At 64.8% G+C, this 25,493-nt stretch carries 16 protein-coding genes; 9 read left to right on the top strand and 7 right to left on the bottom strand.

The window, feature by feature from the left end; all coding sequences use genetic code 11:
* Positions 1-59: 59 nt before the first annotated feature.
* The 3 genes from F8237_RS08610 to F8237_RS08600 all read left to right on the top strand — a co-directional run bounded on the left by F8237_RS08610 (position 60) and on the right by F8237_RS08600 (position 4,193).
* Positions 60-2,135, top strand: coding sequence for a PQQ-dependent sugar dehydrogenase (locus F8237_RS08610; protein ID WP_151643723.1), 2,076 nt, complete (start codon positions 60-62; stop codon positions 2,133-2,135).
* Positions 2,092-3,033: an SMP-30/gluconolactonase/LRE family protein gene (locus tag F8237_RS08605; RefSeq protein ID WP_162005945.1), complete on the top strand. Its 942-nt coding sequence runs from the start codon at positions 2,092-2,094 to the stop codon at positions 3,031-3,033. The genes F8237_RS08610 and F8237_RS08605 overlap by 44 nt, the downstream gene beginning before the upstream one ends.
* Before the next feature lie 134 nt (positions 3,034-3,167).
* Positions 3,168-4,193, top strand: a complete 1,026-nt coding sequence (locus F8237_RS08600; protein WP_151643719.1) for a histone deacetylase family protein — start codon at positions 3,168-3,170, stop codon at positions 4,191-4,193.
* 41 nt (positions 4,194-4,234) lie between these two features.
* Here F8237_RS08600 and F8237_RS08595 read toward each other — a convergent pair whose 3' ends face one another.
* The 4 genes from F8237_RS08595 to F8237_RS08585 all read right to left on the bottom strand — a co-directional run bounded on the left by F8237_RS08595 (position 4,235) and on the right by F8237_RS08585 (position 12,912).
* Positions 4,235-5,215, bottom strand: coding sequence for an LLM class flavin-dependent oxidoreductase (locus F8237_RS08595; protein WP_151643717.1), 981 nt, complete (start codon positions 5,213-5,215; stop codon positions 4,235-4,237).
* Complete coding sequence (locus F8237_RS08590) at positions 5,212-5,943, bottom strand: 4'-phosphopantetheinyl transferase family protein (protein ID WP_151643716.1); 732 nt, start codon at positions 5,941-5,943, stop codon at positions 5,212-5,214. The genes F8237_RS08595 and F8237_RS08590 overlap by 4 nt, the downstream gene beginning before the upstream one ends.
* A 217-nt stretch (positions 5,944-6,160) precedes the next feature.
* A complete protein-coding gene (locus F8237_RS36260) occupies positions 6,161-6,328 on the bottom strand; it encodes a hypothetical protein (RefSeq protein ID WP_015688246.1) in 168 nt (55 codons plus the stop codon).
* A gap of 140 nt (positions 6,329-6,468) precedes the next feature.
* Positions 6,469-12,912, bottom strand: a complete 6,444-nt coding sequence (locus tag F8237_RS08585; protein ID WP_151643714.1) for a non-ribosomal peptide synthetase — start codon at positions 12,910-12,912, stop codon at positions 6,469-6,471.
* Positions 12,913-13,047: 135 nt separating this feature from the next.
* On the opposite strand from F8237_RS08585, the gene F8237_RS08580 reads away from it, so the two are divergent.
* From F8237_RS08580 to F8237_RS08570, 3 genes are all read left to right on the top strand, one after another.
* The gene (locus F8237_RS08580) at positions 13,048-16,512 is read left to right on the top strand and encodes an ATP-binding protein (RefSeq protein WP_151643712.1); all 3,465 of its coding nucleotides are present in this window, start codon (positions 13,048-13,050) and stop codon (positions 16,510-16,512) included.
* Between the two features lies 1 nt (position 16,513).
* Positions 16,514-17,308, top strand: coding sequence for a protein-L-isoaspartate O-methyltransferase family protein (locus tag F8237_RS08575; RefSeq protein ID WP_151643710.1), 795 nt, complete (start codon positions 16,514-16,516; stop codon positions 17,306-17,308).
* Between the two features lie 95 nt (positions 17,309-17,403).
* A complete protein-coding gene (locus tag F8237_RS08570; protein WP_151643708.1) occupies positions 17,404-18,360 on the top strand; it encodes a DUF6492 family protein in 957 nt (318 codons plus the stop codon).
* Between the two features lie 9 nt (positions 18,361-18,369).
* Here F8237_RS08570 and F8237_RS08565 read toward each other — a convergent pair whose 3' ends face one another.
* Positions 18,370-19,437, bottom strand: a complete 1,068-nt coding sequence (locus F8237_RS08565) for an endo-1,4-beta-xylanase (protein WP_151643706.1) — start codon at positions 19,435-19,437, stop codon at positions 18,370-18,372.
* Positions 19,438-19,541: 104 nt separating this feature from the next.
* Positions 19,542-20,627 carry a glycosyltransferase gene (locus tag F8237_RS08560; RefSeq protein ID WP_151643704.1) on the bottom strand — a complete coding sequence of 362 codons (1,086 nt, stop codon included), beginning with the start codon at positions 20,625-20,627 and terminating at the stop codon, positions 19,542-19,544.
* Between the two features lie 271 nt (positions 20,628-20,898).
* Between F8237_RS08560 and F8237_RS08555 the strand changes: the two genes are divergently transcribed.
* Positions 20,899-22,335: a lipopolysaccharide biosynthesis protein gene (locus F8237_RS08555; protein ID WP_151643702.1), complete on the top strand. Its 1,437-nt coding sequence runs from the start codon at positions 20,899-20,901 to the stop codon at positions 22,333-22,335.
* Positions 22,336-22,351: 16 nt separating this feature from the next.
* On the opposite strand, the gene F8237_RS08550 is transcribed toward F8237_RS08555, so the two are convergent.
* Positions 22,352-22,579: a hypothetical protein gene (locus tag F8237_RS08550; RefSeq protein WP_151643700.1), complete on the bottom strand. Its 228-nt coding sequence runs from the start codon at positions 22,577-22,579 to the stop codon at positions 22,352-22,354.
* A gap of 400 nt (positions 22,580-22,979) precedes the next feature.
* On the opposite strand from F8237_RS08550, the gene F8237_RS08545 reads away from it, so the two are divergent.
* Positions 22,980-24,008 (top strand): fatty acid desaturase, encoded by a 1,029-nt coding sequence (locus tag F8237_RS08545; protein WP_151643698.1) that lies wholly within the window; start codon positions 22,980-22,982, stop codon positions 24,006-24,008.
* 241 nt (positions 24,009-24,249) lie between these two features.
* Positions 24,250-25,482 carry a branched-chain amino acid ABC transporter substrate-binding protein gene (locus tag F8237_RS08540; protein ID WP_151643696.1) on the top strand — a complete coding sequence of 411 codons (1,233 nt, stop codon included), beginning with the start codon at positions 24,250-24,252 and terminating at the stop codon, positions 25,480-25,482.
* The last annotated feature ends 11 nt before the right edge of the window (positions 25,483-25,493 follow it).

Raw genomic sequence — 25,493 nt, 5'->3', positions numbered from 1 at the left:
AACTGGACGGCGTTCCCTCGACATGGAACAAGTCTGCACGGAAAGTCCGGGAGGCTGCCGTGCATCACCTCACATTCTGGCGCGAATGCCGCTACAAGCGCCTTTTTGTCGCTGTTGTCACGGGAGTGCTGCTCAGCCTTGCCTCGGGAGCCTCCTCCGAACCGGTGAGGAAAAGCGGCTACGCGATCGGCGCGGAGCTCTGCGGCAGCGGCGATCTCGCCTTTCCCAGACTTCAGATTGACATGAAGGCGGGATTTTGCGCCGGCCTCGTCGCCAGCGAGGAGGATCGGCTCAAATTTCCGCGCTCGATCGTCCAGGTGCCCGGCCGTGAGCTGTTCGTGGTGGCCGACATGGGCGGCTGGGGCCACACCGACGGCAGGCTGCTGCTGCTCGATCCGCATGCGCCCCAAGGGCAGAGATTTAAGGAGCTGCTGACCGGCATCGAATATCCGTTCGGTCTGGTGATCGGCCCGGACAAGAAGCTCTATGCCTCGACCGCCGAGACGATCTTCCGGTTCGACCCGCTCGCGGACAATCCGCGCGGCACGGTCGAGACCATCATCCGTCACATGCCCGGGCGCCGGATCCGGCTGCCTGACGGCACCAGGCTCGACGAGAGCGCGCATCCGCTGAAGCAGTTCGTGTTCGACAGGAACGGACGGCTGTTCGTCAACATCGGCTCGCACAGCGACGACTGCATCACGCCGGTGCCGATCACGCGGCCTTGCGCGGCCGCCGAAGGCGGTGCCGCGATGGCGTCGATCTGGTTGTTCACGCCGCCTGCGGGCGGTGTCTTTCCGGCCTTGAAGCCGAACGATCCGGATCCGCCCCATCTGGTCTACGCGCGCGGCTTGCGCAATTCGATGGCGCTGGCGCTGCATCCGAACTTTCCCGATGCCGGCTATGCCTTCCTGCAAGGCGAGAACGGCCGCGATCTGCCCGATATCTTCAAGCCCAACGAGGAGATCAACGCGATAGAGCAGGGCAAGCATTATGGCTGGCCCTATTGCTACGATCTGTCGACGCCGAGCCCCGAATTCAGAACCGTGCTGCAGTCCGGCGTCTACAAGTCGCTTTGCACGGCCAATGCGCTCTACAAGCCGCCGTTCTCACTGATGCCGCCGCACGGCGCGCCGCTCGCGATGCTGTATTATCACGGCGCCAAATTCCCGGAGCTGGAGGACAAGCTGCTGGTCGGCCTGCACGGTTATCGCCCGACCGGCAGCCGCGTCCTCGTCTACGACGTCGACGACCATGGCTTCCCCAAGCCGAGCCCTCCGCCGGTACGCTACCACGTCAGCTGCGCGGCCGATCCGACCCACAGCTTCCAGACCGACGCCGGCGAGGTTGCCGCCGCGCCGTTCGAGGAACTGATCGCCGGCTGGCATCGCGTTAACGGCGCGCGGCCGCAAGGCGCGCCGGTCGGCATGACGGTTGCGGAGGACGGCGCGATCTGGCTGGTCGAGGACAAGAACCAGACCGTGATCCGGATCGATCGCGCCGCGGGCGATCCGCCACCGCCGCTGCCCTGTGATACCCGCAGCCAGGCGGTGATCGACCAGCTCGCAGCCTTCGTCGCCAGGGACGCGCAGAACCGGATTCGGCTCACCACGCTGCGCAAGGGCCTCGTCGAAAAGCACTGCCTCGGCTGCCATTCGGATTTTGGTCTGAAGCCGGGACAGTCGGACGCGGAGAAGGACTCAATGGTGCTCCGCTTCATGCTGGCGCAGGACGGCTGGATCTACCCCGGCGATCCCAACTCGGGCAGGTTGCGCACGCGGCTGCGTGGGATCGGCGCGGAGAAGCTGATGCCGCCGGGCGGCGAGGCATTGCCGAAGACCGAGCCCGGCTATGCCGGCCTGCTCGATACCGCTGACACGCTGGTTGCGAGAATGGTCCCCGGCACGCGGATGTGGATCAAGGCAGGACCGCCGCAACGCAAGTTCTTTGGCAGAACCAACAAGGAATGCGGCGAAATACCGGCCTCCAAGGTCGTCGTCGTGACACAAAGGAGCGCTGTAGACAAACCCGGCTTCAGCCGATTCTTCCGGCCGGCCGATCCCTATTTGAATGGCGAGTGCAGCGACGACGATGGCTATTACATCCGGCAGGAATTTCTGGTGCCTGTGCAGTAGCGTTTGTCTCATCCTCGTGGTCTCGTCGGCCCGCGCGGAGACCAAACTGTTCGAAAGCGTGCAGGTCACGCCCGCCAGCGAATACACATTCGGCATCGAAGGGCCCGCCGCCGATCTCGATGGCAATCTCTTCGTCGTGAATCTCGGCAAGCCCGGCACCATCGGCAAGCTGCCGGCGGGCGGCGCGGCCTCGGAGCCGTTCACGGCACTTCCCGAGGGCAGCGTCGGCAACGCGATCCGTTTCGATCGAAGCGGCGCGATGTTCATTGCCGACTACAAGAAGCACAACATCTTCATCATCCCGAAGGGTGCGACCGAACCCGCCGTCTGGTTTCACTCCGACGAGATGAACCAGCCCAACGACATCACCATCGCGCGCGACGGTACGATCTACGCGACCGACCCGAACTGGAAAGGCCGCGAAGGCCACATCTGGCGGATCGCGAAAGCCGCCGACGGTTCGGTGCAGGGGCAGGTGATGTCCGCGCCGCGCGCGATGGGCACCACCAACGGCATCGATCTCAGCCCTGACGGCAAGACGCTTTATGTCGGGGAATCCAGCAGCGGCCAGATCTGGTCCTATGCGATCAATGGCAATGAGCTCACTGGCGCAAAGCTGATCAAGGCGTTCCAGCCCGACACCGTCGACGGCCTGCGCACCGACGTGGCCGGCCGTCTCTATATCGCACGCATCCTCAAGGGCACGATCGCGCTGATGAAGCCGAACGGTGCGGTCGAGCGGGAGATCGCGCTGAAGGGCAAGGAGCCGACCAACCTCGCGTTCGGCGGCAGCGACGGCAAGACCGTTTTCGTTACCCAGCGCCAGGGCGGCTTCATCGAGTCTTTTCGCACCGATCAGCAGGGCCGCGAGCACTGCCTGCAGCGCGGGCGTTGCTGAGCATCAGAGGCGGTCTGCCTCCGGCGCAGGACGGCGCGGCAAGTGACGGCATTCTTCTTGCTTGCATCTCGCCGCCGCAGGGATTTAGACATCTGTGGGCACCGTTAGAGAGCACGCGACCACGGAGTGTTTGAGTGAAAGCCGTCCATACCGAGCTGCATCGCAGCCACGATCCGCAATTCTTCCTGGTTCGCGGTGTCGTCAAGCGCACCACCGAACAGCCCGAGCGCGCCGACCGGCTGCTGAAGGGGTTGAAGGACGGCAAGCATCAACTGGTCGAGCCCACCACATTCGGGCAAGGGCCGCGTGCGCGCATTCACAGCCCGGAATATCTGTCGTTCCTGAGCGAAGCCTGGGACGCCTGGACGGCGCTCGGCGATTCCGGGCCGGAGATGATCGGCAACATCCATCCCGTGCGCCACGCCGCGACCTACCCCACCCACATCATCGGCAAGCTCGGCTGGCACACCGCCGACACCGCAGCACCGATCGGTCCCGGCACCTGGGCCGCAGTATGTGCGGCCACCGATGTCGCAACCACGGCGGCGCAAATGGTGATGGACGGCGAGGACGCGGTCTACGCGCTCTGCCGTCCGCCCGGCCATCACGCCTATCGCGACATGGCCGGCGGCTTCTGCTTCCTCAACAACAGCGCGATCGCCGCCGCACATCTGCGACTCAAGCACGAGCGGGTCGTGATCCTCGATGTCGACGTCCATCACGGCAACGGCACGCAAGGCATCTTCTACGCACGCCCTGATGTCTATACGGTCTCGATCCACGCCGATCCCAGCGCGTACTATCCCTATGTCTGGGGCTACGCGCATGAGCGCGGCGAAGGGCCGGGCCTCGGCACCAATCTCAACATCCCCCTGGCCATCGGCACCGGCGATGACGGCTACATCCAGACGCTGGATGTCGCGCGCAAGGCGATCGAGTCCTTTGCGCCCGGCGCCCTCGTGATCGCACTTGGGCTGGATGCATCTGAGCACGATCCGCTTGAGGGCATGGCCGTCACCACGCCCGGCTTCCGCCGCATTGGCCAGGCGATCGCGAAGCTGGGCCTGCCGACCGTGTTCGTGCAGGAAGGAGGCTATCTCTCGGATATTCTAAGTACGAATTTGACTTCGGTGCTGGCGGGATTCGAAGAGGCGCGGTGAGGGAATACGCATTCGACTCTGCATGACGGCGAGAGCAAAATCTAAAACATCCCGCTGGCCGTGAGCGCCTTGCAGACATGCTGCATCTCGGTCTCGTCCGCGACCATGTCGAGCATGATCGTGGTGAGGCCCTTCGACGCAAACGCCTTCAGCTTCACGCCGATCTCGGCATAGCTGCCGACGAGGTAGGGGCAGTCGGCCTGGAAGGTCAGGAACGGCAACAGCCAATAGCCGTTGTCGGCGAGCTCGCCGCTCTGGCCGTCATAGAGGCGCCGCTTCCACACGGAGTCGCTGTTCTCCACGGTGAGCGCGAGCAGTTCGCGATCATCCGGGTTGTCGCGGAAGCGCGCCTTGGCCGCCTGCCGCGCCTCCTCACGGCTCTCGCGTGCGAAGATGCCGAAATTCATTCCGGGCGCATTCAGCCCGCGATCGAGATCGGGCGGCAGCATCTGCATCTTGATGCAGCCGGTCTCCTTCGCCACGCGCTGTGCTGCGTCCGATTGGCCGGCGATCAGGAATTCCGGCATCAGCTCCGCCGGCGGGCGCGGGCGAAGTTGCAGATGGTGCGCACGGTAGAACCGGCCCTCGAAATTCACCGGCCGCGGGCTTGCCAGCAACTGGCGCATCAGCTCCACGAATTCACCGAGCCTGACATAGCGGTCTGCATGCGATTGCTCGTCGCCCAGTCCCTGCAGATCACTGACCGCGGTCCCCGTGATCAAGTTGAGATAGACCTTGCGGCCGTGGAGCTGGGCAAGCGACGAGACGAACTTCGCGGCCGTGAACGGGTGCATGTAGACCGGATTGACCGCGATCAGCGGCGAGCTTCGCGTCGTCGCAGCCATGATGTGCTGGGCCATTGCCCAGGGCTGGACGAACACGTCGTTGCCCTCGAACAGCAGGATGCCTTCGAAGCCGTTGCGGTCGGCGAACTGCGCCACCCGCATCAGCTCTCCGACATATTTGCTGGGGTCGCGGTTGCGCGAAATCGCGGGAAAGACGCGCAGCCGCGGGGGCGTCATTCAGCCGCTTCCTGGAGCGGCCAGGCATTGCGGGTGATGGGAAGGCCGCCGTCGGCGCGGGAGCCGTCGGCGATCGCGAGGCGATGCGACGGCGATGGCGAGCACAGCGAGAAGCGCCAGCCCTGGGGATCGTCGGTGATGTCGGGCTTGAAGCTGATCTCGATGGCCTCCTGCGACACCTGCATCGCGAAGGCATCGAGCGGCAGATTGAGCCCAAAACCCCTGGCCTTCAGATAGGCCTCCTTGAGCGTCCAGTAGTCGAAGAAGCGCTCGATCGCCGCGGGCTCCGGCAGGCCGCGCAAGGTTTCGACCTCTTCCGGCGCAAAGAAGCGAAGCGCGGTCGACAGCGGCGCGACCCGCCGCGACACGGTTTCGACGTCGATGCCGACGGCCTCATGCCGCGACACGACGCAGGCAACGCAGCCGTCGGCATGGGACAGGCTGAAATGCAGCGCGGCCGACGTCGCGGGCGCTGCGACAAACGGTCGCCCGTAGCGGCCGGCCGCAAAGGACCAGTCGGAGGGCGCGACGTTGGGCGCGACCCTGGACAACGCCAGGCGCAGCATTGCGTGGGCAAAGATATACTGCCGCCGATGCCGCTCGAACATGAAGCGGTCGGCGCGGACCCGTTCGTCGACCGAGAGCAGGCGTCGGCACGCATCGACTGCGCCCGGCGCGTCAAAGGTCTCGATCAGTCCGACAAACAGTTCAATTCTGTCGTCTGCCATCAATTGGGCCCATGGTGTCAGGCGGAGGCAAAACTCCGGCTCTGACAGAAGAATCAACTGAGCAAGAAGCAACTGAGCAAACCGCTTTTAGCGATCCACCCGGGCAAATTCTTGTCGATTGCTGGACGGTTTACGGACGCAAGCTTGTGCGAGCCCCCCAGCTCGGCTGGCGTGCGACCGTTGTCCGAAGATTCGTGCGGCGTCTCGCCGACTAGTCTTACTTTTTCTTCTTGGCCTTCTTCGACCCGCCCAGCACCGAAAGGCTGGCGTCGACGTCCTTGAGCGCGGATTGCAGCTTCTTCTTCTCGGCGGCGAGCAGCTTCTGGAGCGCCTTGCGGTCCTTGTCGCTCAACGAGGTACCTTTGGTAAATTTGATGAAACCCATAACACTCCCCCGGTTGAAAATAATCGTCCAAATCAAAACGCGAGAATAATCTTGCGCGCTGGAGCCAAAGAATCAAGATGCAACTTGATCATTCACAGCTTCGGCGAGTGAACTCCTATTCGCTCGTTTTGTACAGCGGATCATGCCGCCTTGCGGGCGAGCAGCCGGCCGAGCGACGTGTTGGGTTGGGCGACGGCCGCCCCGAGCAGCGCGACGAGATCCGCCATCCACTCGCCGACCATGCGGCCATCGAACGACTCCCTCTTGTAGTTGCATGAGCCGGTAATTCCGGTCGGCCGCTCCTTGAGCATCAGCGACAGCCAGGTTTGGTCGATCGGCAGCACCGGCTGGCCCTCGCGTGCGATGTTTCCGATCGATTGCACTGCAATCTCCGGCAAATCCAGCGGCTGGCGTAGCGGATTTTGCAGCGTGAAATAGACCTGGAGCAGCGAGGACGGGTCGATGCCCTCCTGCTCGAGATGGTCGGCCAGGATGTTGAAGGGCAGTTCCTGCCGTGCATGTGCGTCGAGCACGCTCTGGCGAACCCGGGCCAGGGCTTCCGCGAACGACAACTCCGGCGTGATTCGCGTGCGGACGATGACCGTGTTTTCGAACGGGCCGACGATCCGATCGGTATCGGGCTGGGCGCGATTGGCCATGGCGGTTGCGATCAAGATGTCGTTACGGCCGGTTCGCGCCAGCAGCAGGGCCTTCAGGCCGGTGAGGAGGCACATGAAGAGCGTGCAATTGTGCTGGCCGGCAAGGGCCGTAAGCCGGCCGATCAGCTCGCGCTCGAGGTTGACCGGATGATGCCCGGCGGATGCGCTCGGGCTCGCTTCGCCGTCGAAGACGGGGGCGGCGCCGCGCAGATTCTCCGTCCAGTCGGCGGCCTGGCGGCGGGCTGCGTCGGTCCCGCACCACCAGCGCTGCCAGCGCGCGATGTCCGCAAAGGCCAGCGGCAGTTTCGGCAGTGGCACCGACGGACGTCCGGCCAGCGCCGCATAGCGGTTCGACAATTCCTCGAACAGCACGCCGATCGACCAGCCGTCGGCAATGGCATGGTGCAGCGTCAGCAGCAGCACGTGGTCGTCGGCATGAAGCCGCAACAGCCGTGCCCGCAACAGCGGCGGCCGCGCGGTGTCGAACGGAGTATAGGTCTCCTGCTGGATCAGGAGATCGATCTTCCTGAGTTCGAGCGCTTTGCGCCGCTTGTTGTTGTGCGGATGCCCGTCGCCGATGACCTCGACGGTGAGGACCGGCCCGAGTTCGCTGGGTGTGGCGATACGGCTGACCGGCTCCTCGCCGCTCCAGCCGAACCCCGTCCGCAGCGATTCGTGGCGGCGCACGATGTCGCCGAACGCCTGCGCGAGGATGGCCGGATCGAGCGGGCCCTCGAGCCGGAAGGCGAATGGCAAATTGAACAGCGGCAGCCCGGGCAGGTTCTGCTCGATCCGCATCATCTGGTCCTGCGCGATCGAGAGCGTCGGCCCCCCGCTTCCGGCCAGCCGCGGCACGATTGCCGTGAGCCCGCGCGGCTTCGCCGTCACGGCTTCGTCGACCCGTCGGGCAAGCTCTTCGATCGTCGGTGCCTCGAAGATGGTCTTGATCGGCAGCGACACGCCGAGTGCACGGGCGATGCGCGCCATCACCTGGCCCGCCAGCAGCGAATGGCCGCCGAGATCGAAGAAATTGTCGGTGACGCCGAGGCTCTCCACCTTCAGCAGGTCGCTCCAGATGTCGGAGAGCACCTTTTCGGTGAACCCTCGTGCCGAAACAGCGGTGTCCGGCGCGGAGGCTTCCTGCTGCGCCGGCGCGAGCAGCGCCGATCGCTCGATCTTGCCATGGGCGTTGAGCGGCATCTGATCCAGGAACAGGAATGCTGACGGGATGGCGTAACCCGGCAGCCGGCTCTTCAGGAATTCGCGCAGCTCGCTGGCGCTGCTCCGGCTGCCGGACCTTGCGACGATATGGGCGATCAGCCTGACATCGCCGCTCGCCTCGCGGCGCGGCTCGACGATGCCGGCCCGCACGCCCGGATGGTCGGCAAGCGCGTTCTCGATCTCCTTGAGCTCGATGCGATAGCCACGGATCTTGACCTGATGGTCGGCGCGGCCGAGGCATTCGATCGTGCCGTCGGCGCGGCGGCGGGTGAGGTCCCCGGTCCGGTACAGGCGCGCGCCGGCCTTGCGCCCGAATGGATCGGGGATGAAGCACTGCCGGCTCTGCGCGGGATCGTTGATATAGCCGCGGCCGACGCCGGCGCCGCCGACGCAGAGCTCGCCGGTCACGCCGACCGGCAGCGGCTGAAGGTTCTGATCGAGCACATAGAGCTGGGTGTTGGGCAGCGGCGCGCCGACCGGGACGTTGGCCGTCGCCGTCGCCGGCGCCTTGGTCAGGCGGTGCAGCGAAACGTCGTCGGAACATTCCGACGCGCCATAGGCGTTGATCAACGGCACCTTCGGGCAGCGGGCGAACCAGGTGCGGCAGAGATCGACCGGCAGCGGCTCGCCGGTCGAGATCAGCAGCCGTAGTCCCGCAAAGGCGCGCTGGGCCTGCGCTTCGTCCGTGCGATCGAGGATCACGCGCAACAGCGACGGGACGATCTCGAGCACGGTGATTCCTTCGCGCTCGATCTCCCGGGCGAGCAGGATCGGGTCCTGCACGGTCGCGTTGCCGCAGATATGGACGCGCGCACCGACCATGGGACCGGCGAGGAACTGCCAGACCGAAATCACGAAGCTCTGCGGCGCGGTCTGCGCGATCACGTCCCTGGCCGAGAGGCCAAGCTCAGCGATGAGCGACGCCAGATGGTTCGACAGCCCGCGCTGCTCGATCATGACGCCCTTCGGCGCGCCGGAGGAGCCGGACGTATAGACGAGATAGGCAAGGCTCGAAGCCGCGCGCCGCGCCGCACGCGCCGGCTTGGCCGATCCGGGCGTCACCACATCGTCAATCTCGGCCACATGGATGCGCTCGACCAGCGGTTCGAGCAGCGCTTCGACCTTGGGTGACTGCGCGCGTCCGGTCAGCAGCATGCGGGCGCAGCTCGATCCGAGGATGGTCGCGAGCCGTGCCGGCGGCTGGTCGGGATCGAGGTTCAGGAAGGCCGCGCCCGCGCGCTGCACCCCGATCATCGTTGCGAGCAGATCGGGTCCACGGTCCGCAAGCAGGGCGACGACGCTCTCGGCGCCGATACCCTCGCGGGCCAGCCAGCGGGCCGCCGCCTGGCTGCGACGGGCGAGCTCGCGATAGGTCAGGGATGTGTGTCCGTCCGACACCGCGATCGCATTCGGTGTCTTCCTCGCCTGGCGGTCGTATCGTTCGCCGAGATTGCCCGCCGTGGTGAAATCGGCCGGAGCGCCCTGGCCTTGCGCCAGCAACTGCCGGCGCTCGGCCTCGGTCAGCAGCGGCAGGCGAGAGATGCGCTGCTCGGGATTGGCGATGACGGCCTTGAGCAGGGTCTTGAACTGCGCCGTGATGCCTTCGATCGTCACGGCGTCGAACAGATCGGTGGCGTATTCGAAGAAGCCGGTGAAACGACCGTCGGCCTCGACCAGTTCGAGCGTGATGTCGAAGCGCGCGACCCCCGGGTCCACTTCCAGCCGCCGTGTCGACAGGCCGGGGAAACGGGCCGCCTCGATCGAGGCGTTCTGGAGAATGAACATGATCCGGAACAGCGGATTGCCGTCGCTCCGGCGCGCCACCTGCAGCGCGCGCAGCACCTCCTCGATCGGCAGGTCCTGGTTGCGGTAAGCGTCCAGCGTCACTTGCCGCACCCGCCGCAGCACTTCGCCAAAGCTCGGATCGCCGCCAAAATCGTTGCGCAGGATCAGGGTGTTGGCGAACAGCCCGATCAGGCGTTCGCTCTCGATCTGGTTGCGGTTGGCGATCAGCGATCCGGTCGCGACGTCCTCGTGCCCGGTGTGCCGGAACAGCAGGCACTGGAAGGCCGCAAGCAGCGTCATGAAAGGCGTGACGCCCTGGTCCTGGCTCAGCGCGCGCAGATCGGCCGACAGCGCCTTGGAGAATTCGAGATAGTGACGGGCGCCGTGGCCGCTCCAGACCTCCGGCCGCGGCCGGTCGGTTCGCAGCGGCAGCGTGGTGACGCCGTCGAGCTGTGCTCGCCAGTAATCGAGTTGCTCCTTCGCCGCTTGCGTCTGCGCCCAGCTCTGCTGCCAGAGCGCAAAGTCGCGATACTGGAAGGCGGGCGAGGGCAGCGCGGCTGCACTCGTCTTGCGCGCTGCGGCATAATGGGCGGCGAGTTCCTCCCAGAACAGGCGCTGCGACCAGCCGTCGGTGACGAGATGGTGGACGTTGACCACCAGCGCGTGGCTGGATTTGTCGAATGACAGCAGCGTGACCTTCAGCGGCGCCTCGCGCGCCAGATCGAACGGATATTGCGCAAGCTCGAGCGCCGCGCGTCTGATCGCTGCTTCCCGCTTGTCCGCCGGGCAGGGCTTGAGCTTGATCCGCTCGAACTGCGGCGGCGATTGCAGCACACGCTGCGCCGGCTCGCCGTGGCTCTCGACGAAGACCGAGCGCAGCGCCTCGTGGCGCGCGCAGATCGCGGTCAGGCTCGCCTGGAGCGCGGAGACGTCGACCAGACCTTTGAGCACGGCGACTTCGACGACGTTGTAGTTGTAGCGGGTCGTGTCGAGTCGCGAGAGCAGGTACATTCGTTGCTGTTGGAACGACAGCGGCGCCTCCGGTGCCGCCGCCTGGCGCCAGGCCGGCAGCATCGTCTCGCGATGCGTTGTCGCGGTCTCGATCCGGGCCGCAAGCGCGGAGACCGTGGCGCAATCGAAGATGTCTTCGAACGAGAAGTCGACGTTGAAGCGTTCGCGCAGGCGCGACCGCATCTGCGTCGCCGCGAGCGAGTCGGCGCCGAGCGCGAACACGTCCTGGTCGACGCCGACCTGCGGCAGCTCCAGCAGGCCGGCCCAGATCTCCGCGAGCTGAGCCTCCAGCGTGGTACGCGGCAGCCGCGCCTCGTCGCCGTGTTCCGCCCTGACGATCAGATCGACCAGCGCATTGCGCTTGACCTTGCCGCTGGCGCCCTTCGGCAGCGCAGCCACGCTGCGGATCAGGCTCGGCACCTTGTAGGCCGCGAGGCGTTTTCGCGCGAATTGGCGCAACTGGTCGGAGGTCGCCGCGGAATTCGGCCGCAGCACCACGACGGCCGCGACGTTCTCGCCGAGCTTTGGGTGCGGGACCGCGAACACGCCGGCCTCCAGCACCGCCGGATGGCTCAGCAGGACCTCTTCGACCTCCAGCGGCGAGATCTTCTGGCCGCCGCGGTTGATGACGTCCTTGATGCGGCCGACGATGAAGAGATAGCCGTCGGCATCGAGATAGCCGAGATCGCCGGTCCGGAACCAGCCGTCGCGAAACGCGGCCTGCGTCGCCGCGTCGTCGTTATAATAGCCGCGCGTCATGTTCGGTCCGCGCAGCATGATCTCGCCATGCTCGCCGCTCGCAAGCGTACGGCCTGTCTCGTCCATGATCGCGATCTCGGGGCCTGCGGCGCGGCCGACCGATCCGACCTTGCGCAGCTCGAATGGATTGGCGGCGATCTGCGAGGCCGCTTCGGTCATGCCGTAGGTCTCGAGCACGGGGACGCCGAACATGGCCTCGAGCCCGCTCAGGATCGCAGGTGCGAGCGAGGACGAGGCCGAGCGGATCACGCGCAACGACGAGGGCCGGGCCCGGTCCGGGTCGGCTTCCGCCGCCGTCAGTAGCGCGCGATGGATGGTCGGCACCGCCGTGTACCAGGTCGGCTGCAGCTCTCGCATCCATCCGAAGAAGGACGATGCGTCGAAACCGTTGGTGCAGATCACGCTGGAGCCCGCGGCCAGTGCCGTCAGCAGACCGGAGATCAGGCCATGGGCGTGAAACAGCGGCAGCACGTTGAGCAGGCGATCATGCGGAGCCAGCGACAGCACACGGCCGGCATTGTGAGCGGACAGGCACACATTGCGCTGGGTCAGCGGCACCATTTTCGGCCGCGCCGCCGTGCCCGACGTCATCAGGATGAATGCGTCATCGTCGCCGCGCGAGGCGCCGCCGGCGCTTGCCGGACCGACCGCCGGTCCGACGAAGTTGCAGCCGCCGAGATGATCGTTCGGCGCCGGTACGAAATCGATCACCGCGATATCCAGCGCCCTGGCGACGTCGCGACTGGCCGAGTTCATATCGGCGCGGGTGACCAGCCCCCTCAGCTTCAATTCGCTGAAATAGCGTTGCAGCTCGTCTGCGGTCAGATCGGGATTGACGGGGACGCAGGCGCAGGCCAAGGCGACCGCGATCAGCGCAAGCGCACTGTCGGCGCCGCGCGGCAGCGCGACGGCAATCCGGTCGGCCGGGGTGATCCCAAGCCCGCGCAGGGTTCGGACCAATTGCCGGATCAGGGTGTCCAGCTCGCCATAGGTGAGGGCCGGCCGGCCCGGTGCGAGCAGCGCGGGCGCCGCCGGCGTCTTCCGTGCATAAAAGTCGAGAAGGCCGCTGATATGGGCAAAAGTCCCGGTTTCGGCGCCTTGGCCGTCCGATCCCTCTCCCGCTCCGGGTGCAATGTCCGACAATGCCATTCCCTTTTGATCTGATTGAGCTATTCTTCCCAAGAGTTAGGGAACGCGTCCAGTCTGAGGTGAAGTTCGGGCCCCGAAATCTGTGGTTGAGGGGCCTAAAGCCCTTCGACGGAGTGATGGTGGGGCAGAATCACCATGCTGGAGAATGAACCTGTTACGGGGACGGAAGGCGGGTTGAATCGCTGGCTCGAAGGTATCGGTCTTGGTCACTATACCGATCTCTTCGCGCAGCACCGCCTCGATCTCGATGTCATGGCGGACCTGACCGAGTCCGATCTGGTCGAGCTCGGATTGCCGCTGGGCGATCGCAAGCGGCTGCAGCGGGCCATGGCCGCGCTGTTCCAGGCCGAGACTGCGGCGAAGCCCGAACCGGCGGCACGCCCGCAACCGCGGACGGAGGTCGGCGCCGAACGGCGTCAGCTCACCACCATGTTCTGCGACATGGTCGACTCCACCTCGCTCTCGGTGCAGTTCGATCCGGAAGACGTGCGCGACATGATCGCGAGCTTTCGCGAGACCTGTGTCCGGGTGGTGAAGCACTACGAAGGGTTTGCCGCGCGCTTCGTCGGCGACGGTATCCTCGTCTATTTCGGTTACCCGACCGCGCATGAGGACGACGCCGAGCGCGCGGTGCGCGCCGGGCTCGAGATCGTGCGGATGCTCTCGACCGCGCGCGCGATCGAGCCGCGCGGCGCGCTGAGCCATGCCCCGGCCGTCCGTATCGGAATCGCGACCGGTCTCGTCGTGGTCGGGGATCTCGTCGGACAGGGCACCGAGGAGCGCGATTCCGCGGTCGGAGAAACCGTCAATCTGGCCGCGCGCCTTCAGAGCCTGGCGCCGCCCAACGGCGTCGTGATCTCCGCGTCGACGCAGTCGCTGCTGAAGGGGAAGTTCGACTACCGCAATCTCGGCGCCCATGCGCTGAAGGGGATCTCGGAGAAGGCGCAGGCCTGGCACGTGATGCGGGCATCGCGGGTGGAGACCCGCTTCGCCGCCGCCATGGGCGGGCGGTTGACGCCGCTCGTCAATCGCGAGGAAGAGATCGTACTGCTGATGGGGCGCTGGCAGCAGGTCAAGGACTGCGACGGCCAGGTCGTGGTCAAGTTCGGTGAGCCCGGCATCGGCAAGTCGCGCATCATCCAGGAGATCTTCGAGCGGATCTCGGGCGATCGGCACGGACAGATCTCGTTCCAGTGCTCGCCCTACTACACCTCCACCGCGTTCTATCCGTTCTCCGAGCAGCTCAAATTCTCGCTCGGCCTCGATCGCGAGGACCCGTCCGCGATGTCGCTGGCCGGCCTGGAGACCGCGATCGCCGCCGCCCATGGTGATATCGAGCAGGTCACACCGCTGTTCGCCGGGCTGTTGTCGATCCCGACCGGAGATCGCTATCCGCCGCTCGACATGTCGCCGCAGCAGCAGAAGGATGCGACCGTCGTGGCGCTGGTCGATCACTTCCTCGGCCTTGCGCGCGAGATGCCGCTGGTGATCGCGTTCGAGGATCTGCACTGGATCGACCCGACCTCCCGCGAGGTGATCGATCTCCTGGTCGACCGGGTGCAGAACCGGCCGATCCTGGTCGTCATGACCGCGCGATCCGAGTTCCAGCCGAGCTGGAGCGCGCACTCGCACATCACCACGCTGGTGCTGAACCGCCTGAGCCGGCAACTGCGCACGACGCTGGTCGAGCGCGTCGCGGGCCGCGAGCTTCCCAAGGAGGTCGTGGAGGAGATCATCATCAAGACCGACGGGGTGCCGCTGTTCCTGGAGGAATTGACCAAGACCGTTCTCGAATCCAACCTTTTGACCGAGCGGCACGGGCGCTACGTGCTGTCGGGCCCTTGGCGGCAACTCGCGATCCCGGCGACGCTGACGGATTCCCTGATGGCGCGGCTGGACCGGATGGGACCGTTCAAGCGCATCGCGCAGATCGGCGCCACCATCGGCCGCGAGTTCTCCTACGAGACGCTGCACGCCGTCGCCAACACGCCTGCGGAGCAGATCGAGGCCGCGCTCAATCATCTTGAAGAGGCCGGGCTGATCATGCGGCGCGGCCATCCGCCCGACGCGCTGTACTCCTTCAAGCACGTGATGATCCAGAACGCCGCGCATGACAGCCTGCTGCACAGCGAGCGGCGCAAGCTGCATTCGAGGATCGCGCAGGTGCTCGCCGAGATGTATCCGGAGAAGACCGAGCGCGAACCGGAACTGCTCGCCCATCACCTCACCGAATCCGGCCAGAGCGAGGGCGCCGCGAGCTTCTGGCTCAAGGCCGGCAAGCAGGCGGCCAGGAGCGGCGCCAATCTGGAGGCGATCGGCCATCTGCACCGCGGTCTCGGCGTGGTGCAGGCCAATGCGCGGATGCAGGGCGCCGACGAGATCGAGCTCGAGCTGCGCATCGCGCTCGGCAACGCGCTGATCGCAGCCAAGGGCTATGCGGTGCAGGAGGTCGAGGAGAACTACATCCGCGCGCTCGAGCTCGGCCAGCAGCTCGACGACGATGAAAAGGCCTTCGCCGCCACCCGCGGGCTCTGGGTCTGCCATTTCATCCGCGCCGACCTGACCCGCGCGCACGATCTCAGCGTCGAGCTGTTGAAGTTCGCCAAGCGCGAGCGGTTGAACGAGCGGACGCAGCCGGCGCAGCAGACCGGCTATCTGATCGAGGCGCACCGCTCGATCGCGATGACCATGCTCTATCGCGGGCGCTTTGCGGCCTCACAACATCACCTGCACCGCTGCATCAATCTCTACAGCCCGGACCTGCACTCCGATCTGATGGAACGGCACGGCACCGATCCCGGCGTCGTCTCGCTGTCCTATCTCGGCTATCTCCTGTGGTTCCTCGGCCGGCCCGACGCGGCGCGCCAGCACAGCGAGCAGGCGATCCTGCACGCTGAGAAGATTCGCCATCCCTTCTCGCTCGCTTTCGCGCTGGTGTTTGGTGCCTATCTCTGCCAGCACCTGCGCGATATCGAGGGCACGCGCGACTATGCCAATCGCGCCATGATCATCGCCACCGAGCACAATTTCCTGCACTGGAAGCAGCAGGCCGCGATCCTGCGCGGCTGGGCGCTGACGCAGCTGGGCGAGGCCGATGAAGGCATCAGCCAGATGCGCCTGGGCCTCGACGAATACGAGGCGATGGATTCCTGGCTTGCCGGCTGCTGGTTCCGCTGCCTGCTCGCGGAAGCCTATGCCAAGGTCGGGATGCGCGATGCCGCCCTGCGCGCGCTGGACGGCGCGCTCGCGACTGCGAGAAGGACCGGTGATCACTCCTATCTCGCCGAAGTGTACCGCCTGCAGGGCGAGATCACGCTGTCGGACGGCGACCCGGCATCGGCGCAGGAGGCCGATGACCTGTTCGCTCTGTCGCTCGAGACCGCGCGCAAGCAGGGCGCGCTGTCCTGGGAGCTTCGCACCGCCGTGAGCCTCGCACGCCTGTCGCACGTGACAGGCAAGCGCGAGCACGCAAGCCTCCTGCTCGCGCCGATCGTCGCCAGGTTCAGCGAAGGCTTTTATACGCCGGACCTGAAACAGGCGATGGAGCTGATCAACGAACTCGGTGCGAGCGCGCCCGTTCGCGAACAGGCCGCTCCCTGACATGAGCGATGCTGCCGCCGCGCGTGCGCGCTACGTCGCGCTGATTGCCAGGCGGGAGCGGATTTCTTCGCCGCGCCTGCTCGCAGCGCTCGGTGCCGTGCCGCGCGAGGATTTTCTGGCGAAGGGTCCCTGGCGCATCAAAAGCGAGACGGCGCGCAGCTACCGGCTGACGCCTGACGCCGATCCGGTTCATCTCTACGACAACGTGCTTGTCGCGATCGACGCGCGCCGCAAGCTCGACACCGGGCTGCCGAGCCTGTGGGCGCATTTCGTCGATCTGCTCCACGTCGGGGAGAAGGACCGCGTGGTCCAGATCGGCTGCGGGCTCGGCTATTTCTCGGCGGTGCTGTCGAAGATGGTGGGTCCCAGGGGCAGGGTGCAAGCCATCGAATGCGATGAGCGGCTTGCCGCTCGCGCAGCGACCAACCTTCGCGCCTATGGCAATGTCGAGGTCGTCCACGGTGACGGATGCCGGCATGTCGGCGAACCGGCCGACGTGATCATCGTGCATGCCGGCTTCTCGCAGCCGCATCCGCTCTGGCTGCAGTCGCTCCGCCCGCGCGGGCGCCTTCTGGTGCCGCTGACCCAGCGCGACCGCGAAGGTGCCGCGCTCAAGATCACGCGCAGGGGCAAGGGGTTCGAGGCCGAAGCGGTGCAGCAGATCCGGATCTTTCCCGGCCGGGGCCGCGGTACGACCGCCCTCGATGATCGCGTCGCAGACTGGTGGCAGCGCGCCTCTGTCTTGGCGCCGCTGCGCTTTCGGGGGATAGAGCAGGGGCTGCCGTCGGATGGCTAATGCTTCGATTCATTTTACCTTGATTCAGATTGTGAGTTTCCGGCGTCACCCGGCGCTTGTATGAGTGCGGGGTCATGGCCATTTGAGCACGCATTATGCATTCCGTTGCCCTGCTGACAGCCAGCTATGCCAAGGATATCGAACGGTTTTCGCTGCTCAGCGAGAGCATCGATACCTGGCTGACGGGATATACGCGGCATTATGTTCTCGTTAACGATGAGGACGTGCCGCTGTTCGCGCGGTTCGCTTCCGACAAGCGCGTCATCGTTCCGGCCTCGAATTATCTGCCGAAATGGCTGTTCGCGCTGCCGCCCGCGCTCCAGTTCATGAGCAGCCGCCGGGTCTGGCTGTCTCTGCTGTCGTCGCCCGTCCACGGCTGGCACATCCAGCAGATCCTCAAGATCGCCGGCGTGCTCAATGCGTCCGAGCAGCGCGTCTGCATCCTGGATTCGGACAATCTGTTCTTCCGCGAATTCGACGTCGGCCAATATGCGGGTGCCGAGAAGACGCCGCTGTTCGTCACCCGCAAGGACATCGACGCCGATCACCCCTTGCATGTCCTGTGGCTCCGCACCGTCGATCAGCTTCTAGGTATCAAGGATCGCTCCTTCCCCGCCGACGACTATGTCGGCAATGCGCTTGTGTGGGACAAGGACACCGCGCGCGCCATGACCGACGCCATCAAGTCGGCGACCGGCTTGAACTGGGTTCTGGCGCTGTGCCGCAAGAAGAAGTTCTCCGAATACCTGCTCTACGGCCACTTCGTCGCCAATTCGCCGAAGCATCTGGCCGCCCATCGGGTGACGGAAGACAGCATCGCGGTCTCGCATTGGGACGATACGCGTCTCGACCGTCCGGCGATCGAGGCGATGATGCGTGCCGCTTCGCCCGAGCAGGTCGCGCTCTGCATCCAGTCCTATTCGTCGACCTCGATCGACGACATCCGCGACGTCTTCCGGCTGAATTCGCGCGACCGCCGCGGTCCGAGCCTGTCTCCCGATCACATCGGGGACGTGGCCGAGTTCGAGACCCCGAAGACGCGGTTGAGCTAGAGCCGCAACTCAAGCATCCTTCGTGAACTTGCTGATGACGTCCATGAACGGCTTCGGCTTGAACTCGCCGTCGAGCGGCAGCGGGCGGTTCGGCTGCTTGTCCGCGCGGGCGAAGGTGCCGTTGATCCAGCTGTAGCGATCCGAAAGACCCCAGGTCAGGATCGAGCGTACCGGTCCGCTGGTTGAAATCGCCGTCAGCAAATCGTTGACGCGCTTGGCGACGATGGCGTCGCGCTCCGCCGGACTGCCCGTCAGCTTCTGATCGTCGACGTCGAGCTCGGTGACGAGGACGTCGAGGCCCCACGAGCGTAGCTCGGTGACGAACTCGGCCAACCCATGCGTGTCGATCTCGAGCTCGGCATGCAGATGCGATTGCAGTCCCACGGCGTGCAATGGCACACCCCGGTCGAGCAGGTCCATGATGAGATTACGGTAGGCCGCGCGCTTGGCGATGAACGAGTCCTTTGCCGACTCGATGTCGTATTCATTGATCGCGAGCTTGACGAAGGGATCGGCCGCAGCCGCGGTGCGGAAGGCCAGCGGAATCCAGTTGTTGCCCAGATGCTGGGCCCAGAACGTGTCGCGCCGGTCGGTGATCTTCTTGGGATTGTCCGGGATCGGCTCGTTGACGACGTCCCACGACGTCAGCTTGTCCTTGTAATAGGAGACGACGGTGCCGATGTGGTCGACATAGGCGCGTTCGACGCCCTTGGTATTCTTGATCTGCTTGGTCCAGTCCGGAATGTCGTGATACCAGGCGAGCGTGTGGCCGCGCATCGTCAGATCGTTGTCTCGCGCGAAATCCAGGATGGCGTCGGCGCGCTCGAAGTTGAACGTGTGCGCGTTCGGCCGCAGCATCGGCCATTTCAGCTCGAGCACCGGCACCACCTGTGTGCAATAGGTGCTGATCGCTTCGCCGAGCCTGGGATCGGCTTGCAGGTCCCAGAGCGTTGCCGCGGCGCCAAAACCCTGAAGACGCTGGGCGAGTTTCGACGCTGGCACCGCAGACGCCGATGCGCTCGCCGCAATCGTTGCGGCGCCGCCGATCAGAAATTCGCGTCTGTCGAGCTTGACCAATTTGCGGCGTTCCTTTGGGGGGTAACGCGCCAATGTACCAAGCATGGCGTTGCGACGCCGGGGTTTCCCGTTGTTGGGTTAACCGTTGCCCGGGGCGTCGCGCATCAACGCGCGTGATGCTGCATCACGGCTTGCGCGATCTCGGAATAGTGAAGTGCGCCCTTTTCGAGCGTCAAATTGTCCATCACATAGTCGCGAGGTGCGAAGTCGCCGGCGCCGACCCGCGACCAGAACTCGCCCCAGCCGGCGGCGAAGCCGTCGGCATCGGTGAAGGTCATGCCGCAACGAGCGTCGAAATAGGGCACCGAGGACACGCCGCCCTCGTACCGGACCCTGTGCGGAAAATACTCCGGGTCCTGCCACGGCCCGCCGCGGTCCCAGGCGAACACGGGGACGCCGCTCGACAATGCCTGCTGGCAGGCGATGCCCTGGCTCTCATGCTCGCAGAGGAAGATCATGCTGCGGCTGCGCGCCAGCGCCGCCTTGTAATCGTCTTCCTTATAGTGGCCGTAGCGGATCACCTCGACCGTGCGGCCGCTTGCCGCAAGATGTCTGCGGATCGGCTCGATCAGCTCGGTCTCGTAGCGCGCCTGGTCCCAGCGCACCTTGTCGTAGAGCAGCACGTCGACGCTCTTTTGTTCGGCAGGCGCGGGCGGCCACAGATCGGTCTCGATGCCGACCGGCCAGACGTCGACATGCGGCCAGTAGGGCCGGCACATGTCGGCATACCAGGCGCACGGCACCAGGATGGACCTGACGTCCAGATCTTTCAGGCTGTCCGGTGCCTCGATCGGATGGTCGTACATGGCCACTCCGAGCAGGAGCGGGTTCTTCCATGCGAACCAGTCGAGCACGAAGGGGCGCCCGATGATGCAGGCGAGTTCCTCTGGATGCTTGCGGATATGGCCGTAATCGTTGACCCGGTAGCGGACGCCGATCCTGTCGAGTCCGGCGCAGAGATTGAGGAACACGCGCTTCTGTCCGCTGATCCACGACCTGCCGAGCAGCACGCGTCGCAGCAGCGGCCGGATGTAGCGGTCGCCCGGAAACCAGCGGTCGTCCCGCTCCTCGAAGAACAGGTTGAGCATCATCCGCTCGCCGCCGTCCGGGGCCGCCGGAACCAGGGGAGCTTCGGTGCCGCCGCGCGGCAGCGAGGCCAAGTTTGCCTCAATTCGCTCGGCAACGTCCATGTCAGTCAATTCCAGGCACCGGAAAACGTCGCACGACGTTTAAAAATCATGGTTTCTTTTCGGTGATCGCGCCCTGCCGCGCAAGGAAAGGGCAAATTTAACGCTAACGCGCGAAATCCCCCGGCTGGTCCCGCTCGCGGCCCGATTTGCAGACTTCTGTGACACTCTTCGGGGATGCTGCGCCGCAATCCGATTGCCAAGCCCCTGATCGTCAAGCCAAGGTCCAACTGATGAACGGCCGCGACAGTCGCGCTCCCGGTCCCGTGTCCGCATGCTGAATCGCCATTTCTCGATCTATCTCGTCGCCTACATCCTGCCTGCGGCGGTGGGCTTCTTCGCGGTCACCGCCTACACGCGGCTGCTGACGCCGGCGGAGTACGGCGTCTATGTCGTCGGCGTAAGCCTTGCCGGCATTCTGGGCGCGATCTTCTTTGCCTGGATCAAGCTGTCGGTGGCGCGCTATCAGGCGATGTCGGCGGAGGTGGATTTTCGCGGCACGGCGATGGTCGCCTACGGCCTCACCGTCGCGGTCCTCTGCGCCGTCACGCCGCTGGTCTTCTTGTTCCGCAGCGACGTCAGCGTCGGGCTGCTACTCGCCAGCATGTTCGTCGCGATCATGGCCAATGCGGTCGATCTCGGCCAGGAGTTCGAGCGCGCCAAGCTGCGGCCTTACCGGTTTGCCGCGATCGCGATCGTGCGCAGCGTGTCGAGCGTCGGCTTCGGGCTGCTCGGCATCTGGCTCGGCTGGGGTGGATTGGGGCTGCTCGCTGCGTTTGGTCTGGGTTCGCTCACCGGCATCATCCTCAACCTCGTCGGCGATCGCACCAGGATCGCACGTTTCGAGCGCAGCCAGTTCATGCAGCTGGCGCGCTACGGCCTGCCGCTGACGCTGGCCGGATTGTCCGTTGCGGTCTATTCGGCCTTCGACCGGCTCATCGTCGCCTATTTGCTCGGCAAGGATGCCGCCGGCATCTTTGGTGTGGCCGCCGATCTGCCGCGCCAGTTCATGGTCATGATCGCGTCCAGCGTCGCCGCGGCGACCGTGCCCCTGGTATTCCGGTCATTGTCGGAGAAGAACAACGAGACGACGCGGCAGCGGCTGACTGAAAGCCTCGAGCTTCTGCTCGTCGTCGTTGCGCCGGTCGCGGTGTGGCTCGCGCTTGCGGCAGATCAGGTCGCGGGCACCCTCGTCGGTATCGACTTCCGCGCCGGCGTGTCGGCGCTGCTGCCGACCCTGGTGCTCGCCCGGCTGTTCGGCATCGCCAATCAATTCTATGTGCAGATCAGCTTCCAGCTCGCCGAACGGCCCTTCATGCTGGCGGCGCAGTCCTTCCTCACGCTGGTGGTCAGTGTGGTCCTGATGTTCGCACTGGTCGCCGGCTACGATCTCTACGGCGCGGCGCTTGCGACGCTCGCGACCGAGGCGATCGGCTTCGTCGTCGCCGCCGCCCTGATGAGGCGGGCCCATCCCGTGCCGTTCGACTTCAATCGCCTCGCCGGCGTCGCGGTATCGGCCGCAGCGATGGCAGGCGCCATCGTCGTTGCGCGATCGCAGGTCAACGGCACCGGCATCGTCTCGCTCATCGTCGTGAGCCTCGCGGGCGGGCTCGCTTATGTCGCCGCGGCGTGGCTCCTCAACGTCGCGAATGTGCGGACGCTCTCGCTTCGCTTCCTGCGGACGTTCAACCGCAAGCCGCTGGGCGTCTAGAGCATTTGGCCGAGAACTATTGCAGCGGGGATCTCGTCCTGGTCGCGGCATCGTAGATCATGACCTGCAGCATGGGAAACCTGCCCAACAGCTCGGCGCCCGCTTTCTGAGCGGCATCTGCGTCGTCGTAATGCGTCTTGAAGTGACCGTCGACCACCAGCGAGAAACCGGCGGTCGGTGCGATGTCGGCTCTTTGGACGATTCTCGGCTCAATCTCGTCAGCAATTACGATCGGCTTTTTCATTGTGTGTCCTGGACCCTCTCGCGCGAATACCTCAGTCGTCGTCCCTCACGGTCTCGGGCTTGTCATGCAGGTCCACGCCTGATCGAGGATCCCCTCAGTCTAGCAGGGCCGGCGCTGGGCGCGTTAGGCAAATCTTGCTTTCCGACGCGTTGTCACGCCGCGGCCATTGGCGCTTTTGCCTTCTTGCGACCTAATGGCGGCCTGCATCTGCCTGAATTCGTGACGTGCCGTGCGGTTTAGGGGTACTGTTGGACCTCGAACTGTGCAATATGGCCCGGCGATTCATCCACGCACGGACCATTATAGGGGTGCGTGGGGAACACCCACCCTAAAGCCTCTGCCGAAGTCGTGCGCGAGAAGCGTGCCTTCCTGGGCGGGCATGTTCGGAAATAGACCAGATATGCCTCAAAGTATGCCGGACATCCGCGCGTTGGCGCAGCTGCTCGCCCGCTATCGCGAGCCCGATAGCGCTCGCGGCGTCCTCGAATTGACGATCACGGCAGTGCCGTTCCTGGTCATCTGGCTTCTGGCCTGGCATGCTTTTGACAACGGCTATTGGTTTGGCCTGCTGCTCGAGGTCCCGGCAGCCGGATTGCTCGTCCGCCTCTTCATGATCCAGCACGATTGCGGACACGGCTCGTTCTTCCGCAGCCGGTTCGTGAACGACTGGGTCGGACGCGCCATTGGCGTCGTGACGCTGACGCCCTATGATTACTGGCGGCACAACCATGCACACCATCATGCGGGCTCCGGCAATCTCGATCACAGAGGCCTTGGCGACATCGATACATTGACGCTGCGCGAGTTTCACGCACAGTCGCGATGGCGCCGGATGCTCTATCGTCTCTATCGGCATCCCCTGGTCATGTTTGGCGTCGGTCCCACCTACCTGTTCATCTTGAAGCATCGATTGCCGGTAGGGATGATGCGTGGCGGCTGGAAGCCCTGGCTGAGCACGATGGGCACCAATGCCGCGATCGCGGTTTTCGTCGTCGCGGTGATATGGCTGGTCGGATACGGTCCGTTCCTGCTGGTGCATCTGCCGATCGTGGTTCTGGCCGCGTCGATCGGTGTCTGGCTGTTCTACGTCCAGCATCAGTTCGAGGACACGTACTGGTCCCACGGCGAAGACTGGAGCTTCCACGAAGCGGCGCTGCATGGTAGTTCCCATTACCATTTGCCGGGCGTGTTGCGATGGTTCACGGCGAATATCGGCATCCACCACATCCATCATCTATCCAGCCGAATTCCCTGCTATCGATTGCCGGATGTGTTGCGTGACCATCCGCAGCTAGCGAACGTCGGACGAATGACGATGCTGCAGAGTTTGAAGTCCGTGCCGCTGGTTTTGTGGGATGAGGAGCGGCTGCAACTCGTCTCCTTTGCCGAAGCACGCGCTCGGGTCCACGCCCGATCTGTCGGGAACTGACGCAGCCCGTATCATGGTAAGAGGCCCGTGCGATCCGGCCTCCGATCTATTTCTCAATGCGGAAATTCTTGCAAAAGAGATAGGCAGCCGGCCTTTACATTTTGCCGTAGCGGCGGCCGGAGCCATGTCCTGTTGAGCTTGTCAAGCAAAGCCCGTTCTGCTCATTAGGGATTTGAAATTGCGCAGCAATATGCGCATGCACTATCGACTAAAGTCGAAACTCAGCGAGGAAACAAAAACAATGCGCAAGCTCACTTTGGCCATTGCCGTGATCGCCCCGATGCTCGGTCATGCCGCGTCGGCCGAGGACACCATCAAGATCGGCTATATCGATCCGCTCTCGGGCGGCGGCGCCAGCGTCGGCGAAGGCGGTTTGAAGACGTTCCAGTATCTGGCCGACGAGCTCAACGCCAAGGGCGGCATCCTCGGTAAGAAGATCGAGATCATCGGTCTCGACAACAAGACCAATCCGCAGGAGAGCCTGGTGCAGGCCCAGAAGGCGATCGACGCCGGGGTTCACTACATCACGCAAGGCAACGGTTCGTCCGTCGGCGCCGCGCTCTCGGACTTCGTCACCAAGAACAACTCGCGCAATCCCGGCAAGGAAGTGCTGTACTTCAACTACGCCGCAGTCGATCCGAGCCTGACCAACGAGAAGTGCAGCTACTGGCACTTCCGCTGGGATGCGAGCTCTGACATCAAGATGGAAGCGCTCACCAACTACGTGAAGGACACGCCTGCGGTCAAAAAGGTGTACCTGATCAACCAGGACTATTCGTTCGGCCAGTCGGTGCGATCAGACGCGCGCAAGATGCTGGGTGCCAAACGGCCCGACATCCAGATCGTCGGCGACGAGCTGCATCCGCTGCTCAAGGTCACCGACTTCTCGCCCTACATCGCCAAGATCAAGGCGTCCGGCGCCGACAGCGTCATCACCGGCAATTGGGGCCAGGACATCGCGCTGCTGCTCAAGGCCGCCGCCGATGCGGGGTTGAAGGTCAACTGGTACACCTATTATGCGGGCGGCGCCGGCGGTCCGACCGCGATCAAGCAGACCGGCCTCGACCACCAGGTCTTCCAGATCACCGAAGGTTTTGCCAATTCCGGCAACCAGGCGGCGATGGACTTCGAGAAGGCGTTCCGCGCCAAGGTCGGTATCTCGCTGTGGTATCCGCGTGCGGTCAACGAGATGCGGATGTTCAAGGCGGCGGCCGAGAAGGCCAACTCGATCGACCCGTTGAAGGTCGCAGCTGCGCTCGAAGACCTGAAGTTCGAGGTTCTCGACGGCGGCCAGGGCTTCATGCGCAAGGACGACCACCAGTTCTTCCAGCCGATCTACATCTCCTCCTTCGGCAAGCTCGCCGCCAACGAGCCGTTCGACGAGGAGAGCACCGGTTGGGGCTGGCATCTGGTCTCCAAGGTCGACACGCCGCAAGCCATGGTCTCCACGACCTGCAAGATGGCGCGGCCGTAATCGCTGAGCTC

Source organism: Bradyrhizobium betae, from assembly GCF_008932115.1.
GTDB lineage: Bacteria > Pseudomonadota > Alphaproteobacteria > Rhizobiales > Xanthobacteraceae > Bradyrhizobium > Bradyrhizobium betae.
Note: the sequence above shows the minus strand (reverse complement) of the source record. Positions and strands in the feature narration are given on the sequence as shown.

Coding starts and splice junctions, on each gene's coding strand:
- F8237_RS36260 (WP_015688246.1), bottom strand. CDS start 6,328: ATGGGTTTCATCAAATTTACCAAAGGTACCTCGTTGAGCGACAAGGAC.
- F8237_RS08575 (WP_151643710.1), top strand. CDS start 16,514: ATGAGCGATGCTGCCGCCGCGCGTGCGCGCTACGTCGCGCTGATTGCC.
- F8237_RS08545 (WP_151643698.1), top strand. CDS start 22,980: ATGCCTCAAAGTATGCCGGACATCCGCGCGTTGGCGCAGCTGCTCGCC.
- F8237_RS08570 (WP_151643708.1), top strand. CDS start 17,404: ATGCATTCCGTTGCCCTGCTGACAGCCAGCTATGCCAAGGATATCGAA.
- F8237_RS08605 (WP_162005945.1), top strand. CDS start 2,092: ATGGCTATTACATCCGGCAGGAATTTCTGGTGCCTGTGCAGTAGCGTT.
- F8237_RS08590 (WP_151643716.1), bottom strand. CDS start 5,943: ATGGCAGACGACAGAATTGAACTGTTTGTCGGACTGATCGAGACCTTT.
- F8237_RS08585 (WP_151643714.1), bottom strand. CDS start 12,912: ATGGCATTGTCGGACATTGCACCCGGAGCGGGAGAGGGATCGGACGGC.
- F8237_RS08540 (WP_151643696.1), top strand. CDS start 24,250: ATGCGCAAGCTCACTTTGGCCATTGCCGTGATCGCCCCGATGCTCGGT.
- F8237_RS08560 (WP_151643704.1), bottom strand. CDS start 20,627: ATGGACGTTGCCGAGCGAATTGAGGCAAACTTGGCCTCGCTGCCGCGC.
- F8237_RS08555 (WP_151643702.1), top strand. CDS start 20,899: ATGCTGAATCGCCATTTCTCGATCTATCTCGTCGCCTACATCCTGCCT.
- F8237_RS08550 (WP_151643700.1), bottom strand. CDS start 22,579: ATGAAAAAGCCGATCGTAATTGCTGACGAGATTGAGCCGAGAATCGTC.
- F8237_RS08595 (WP_151643717.1), bottom strand. CDS start 5,215: ATGACGCCCCCGCGGCTGCGCGTCTTTCCCGCGATTTCGCGCAACCGC.
- F8237_RS08580 (WP_151643712.1), top strand. CDS start 13,048: ATGCTGGAGAATGAACCTGTTACGGGGACGGAAGGCGGGTTGAATCGC.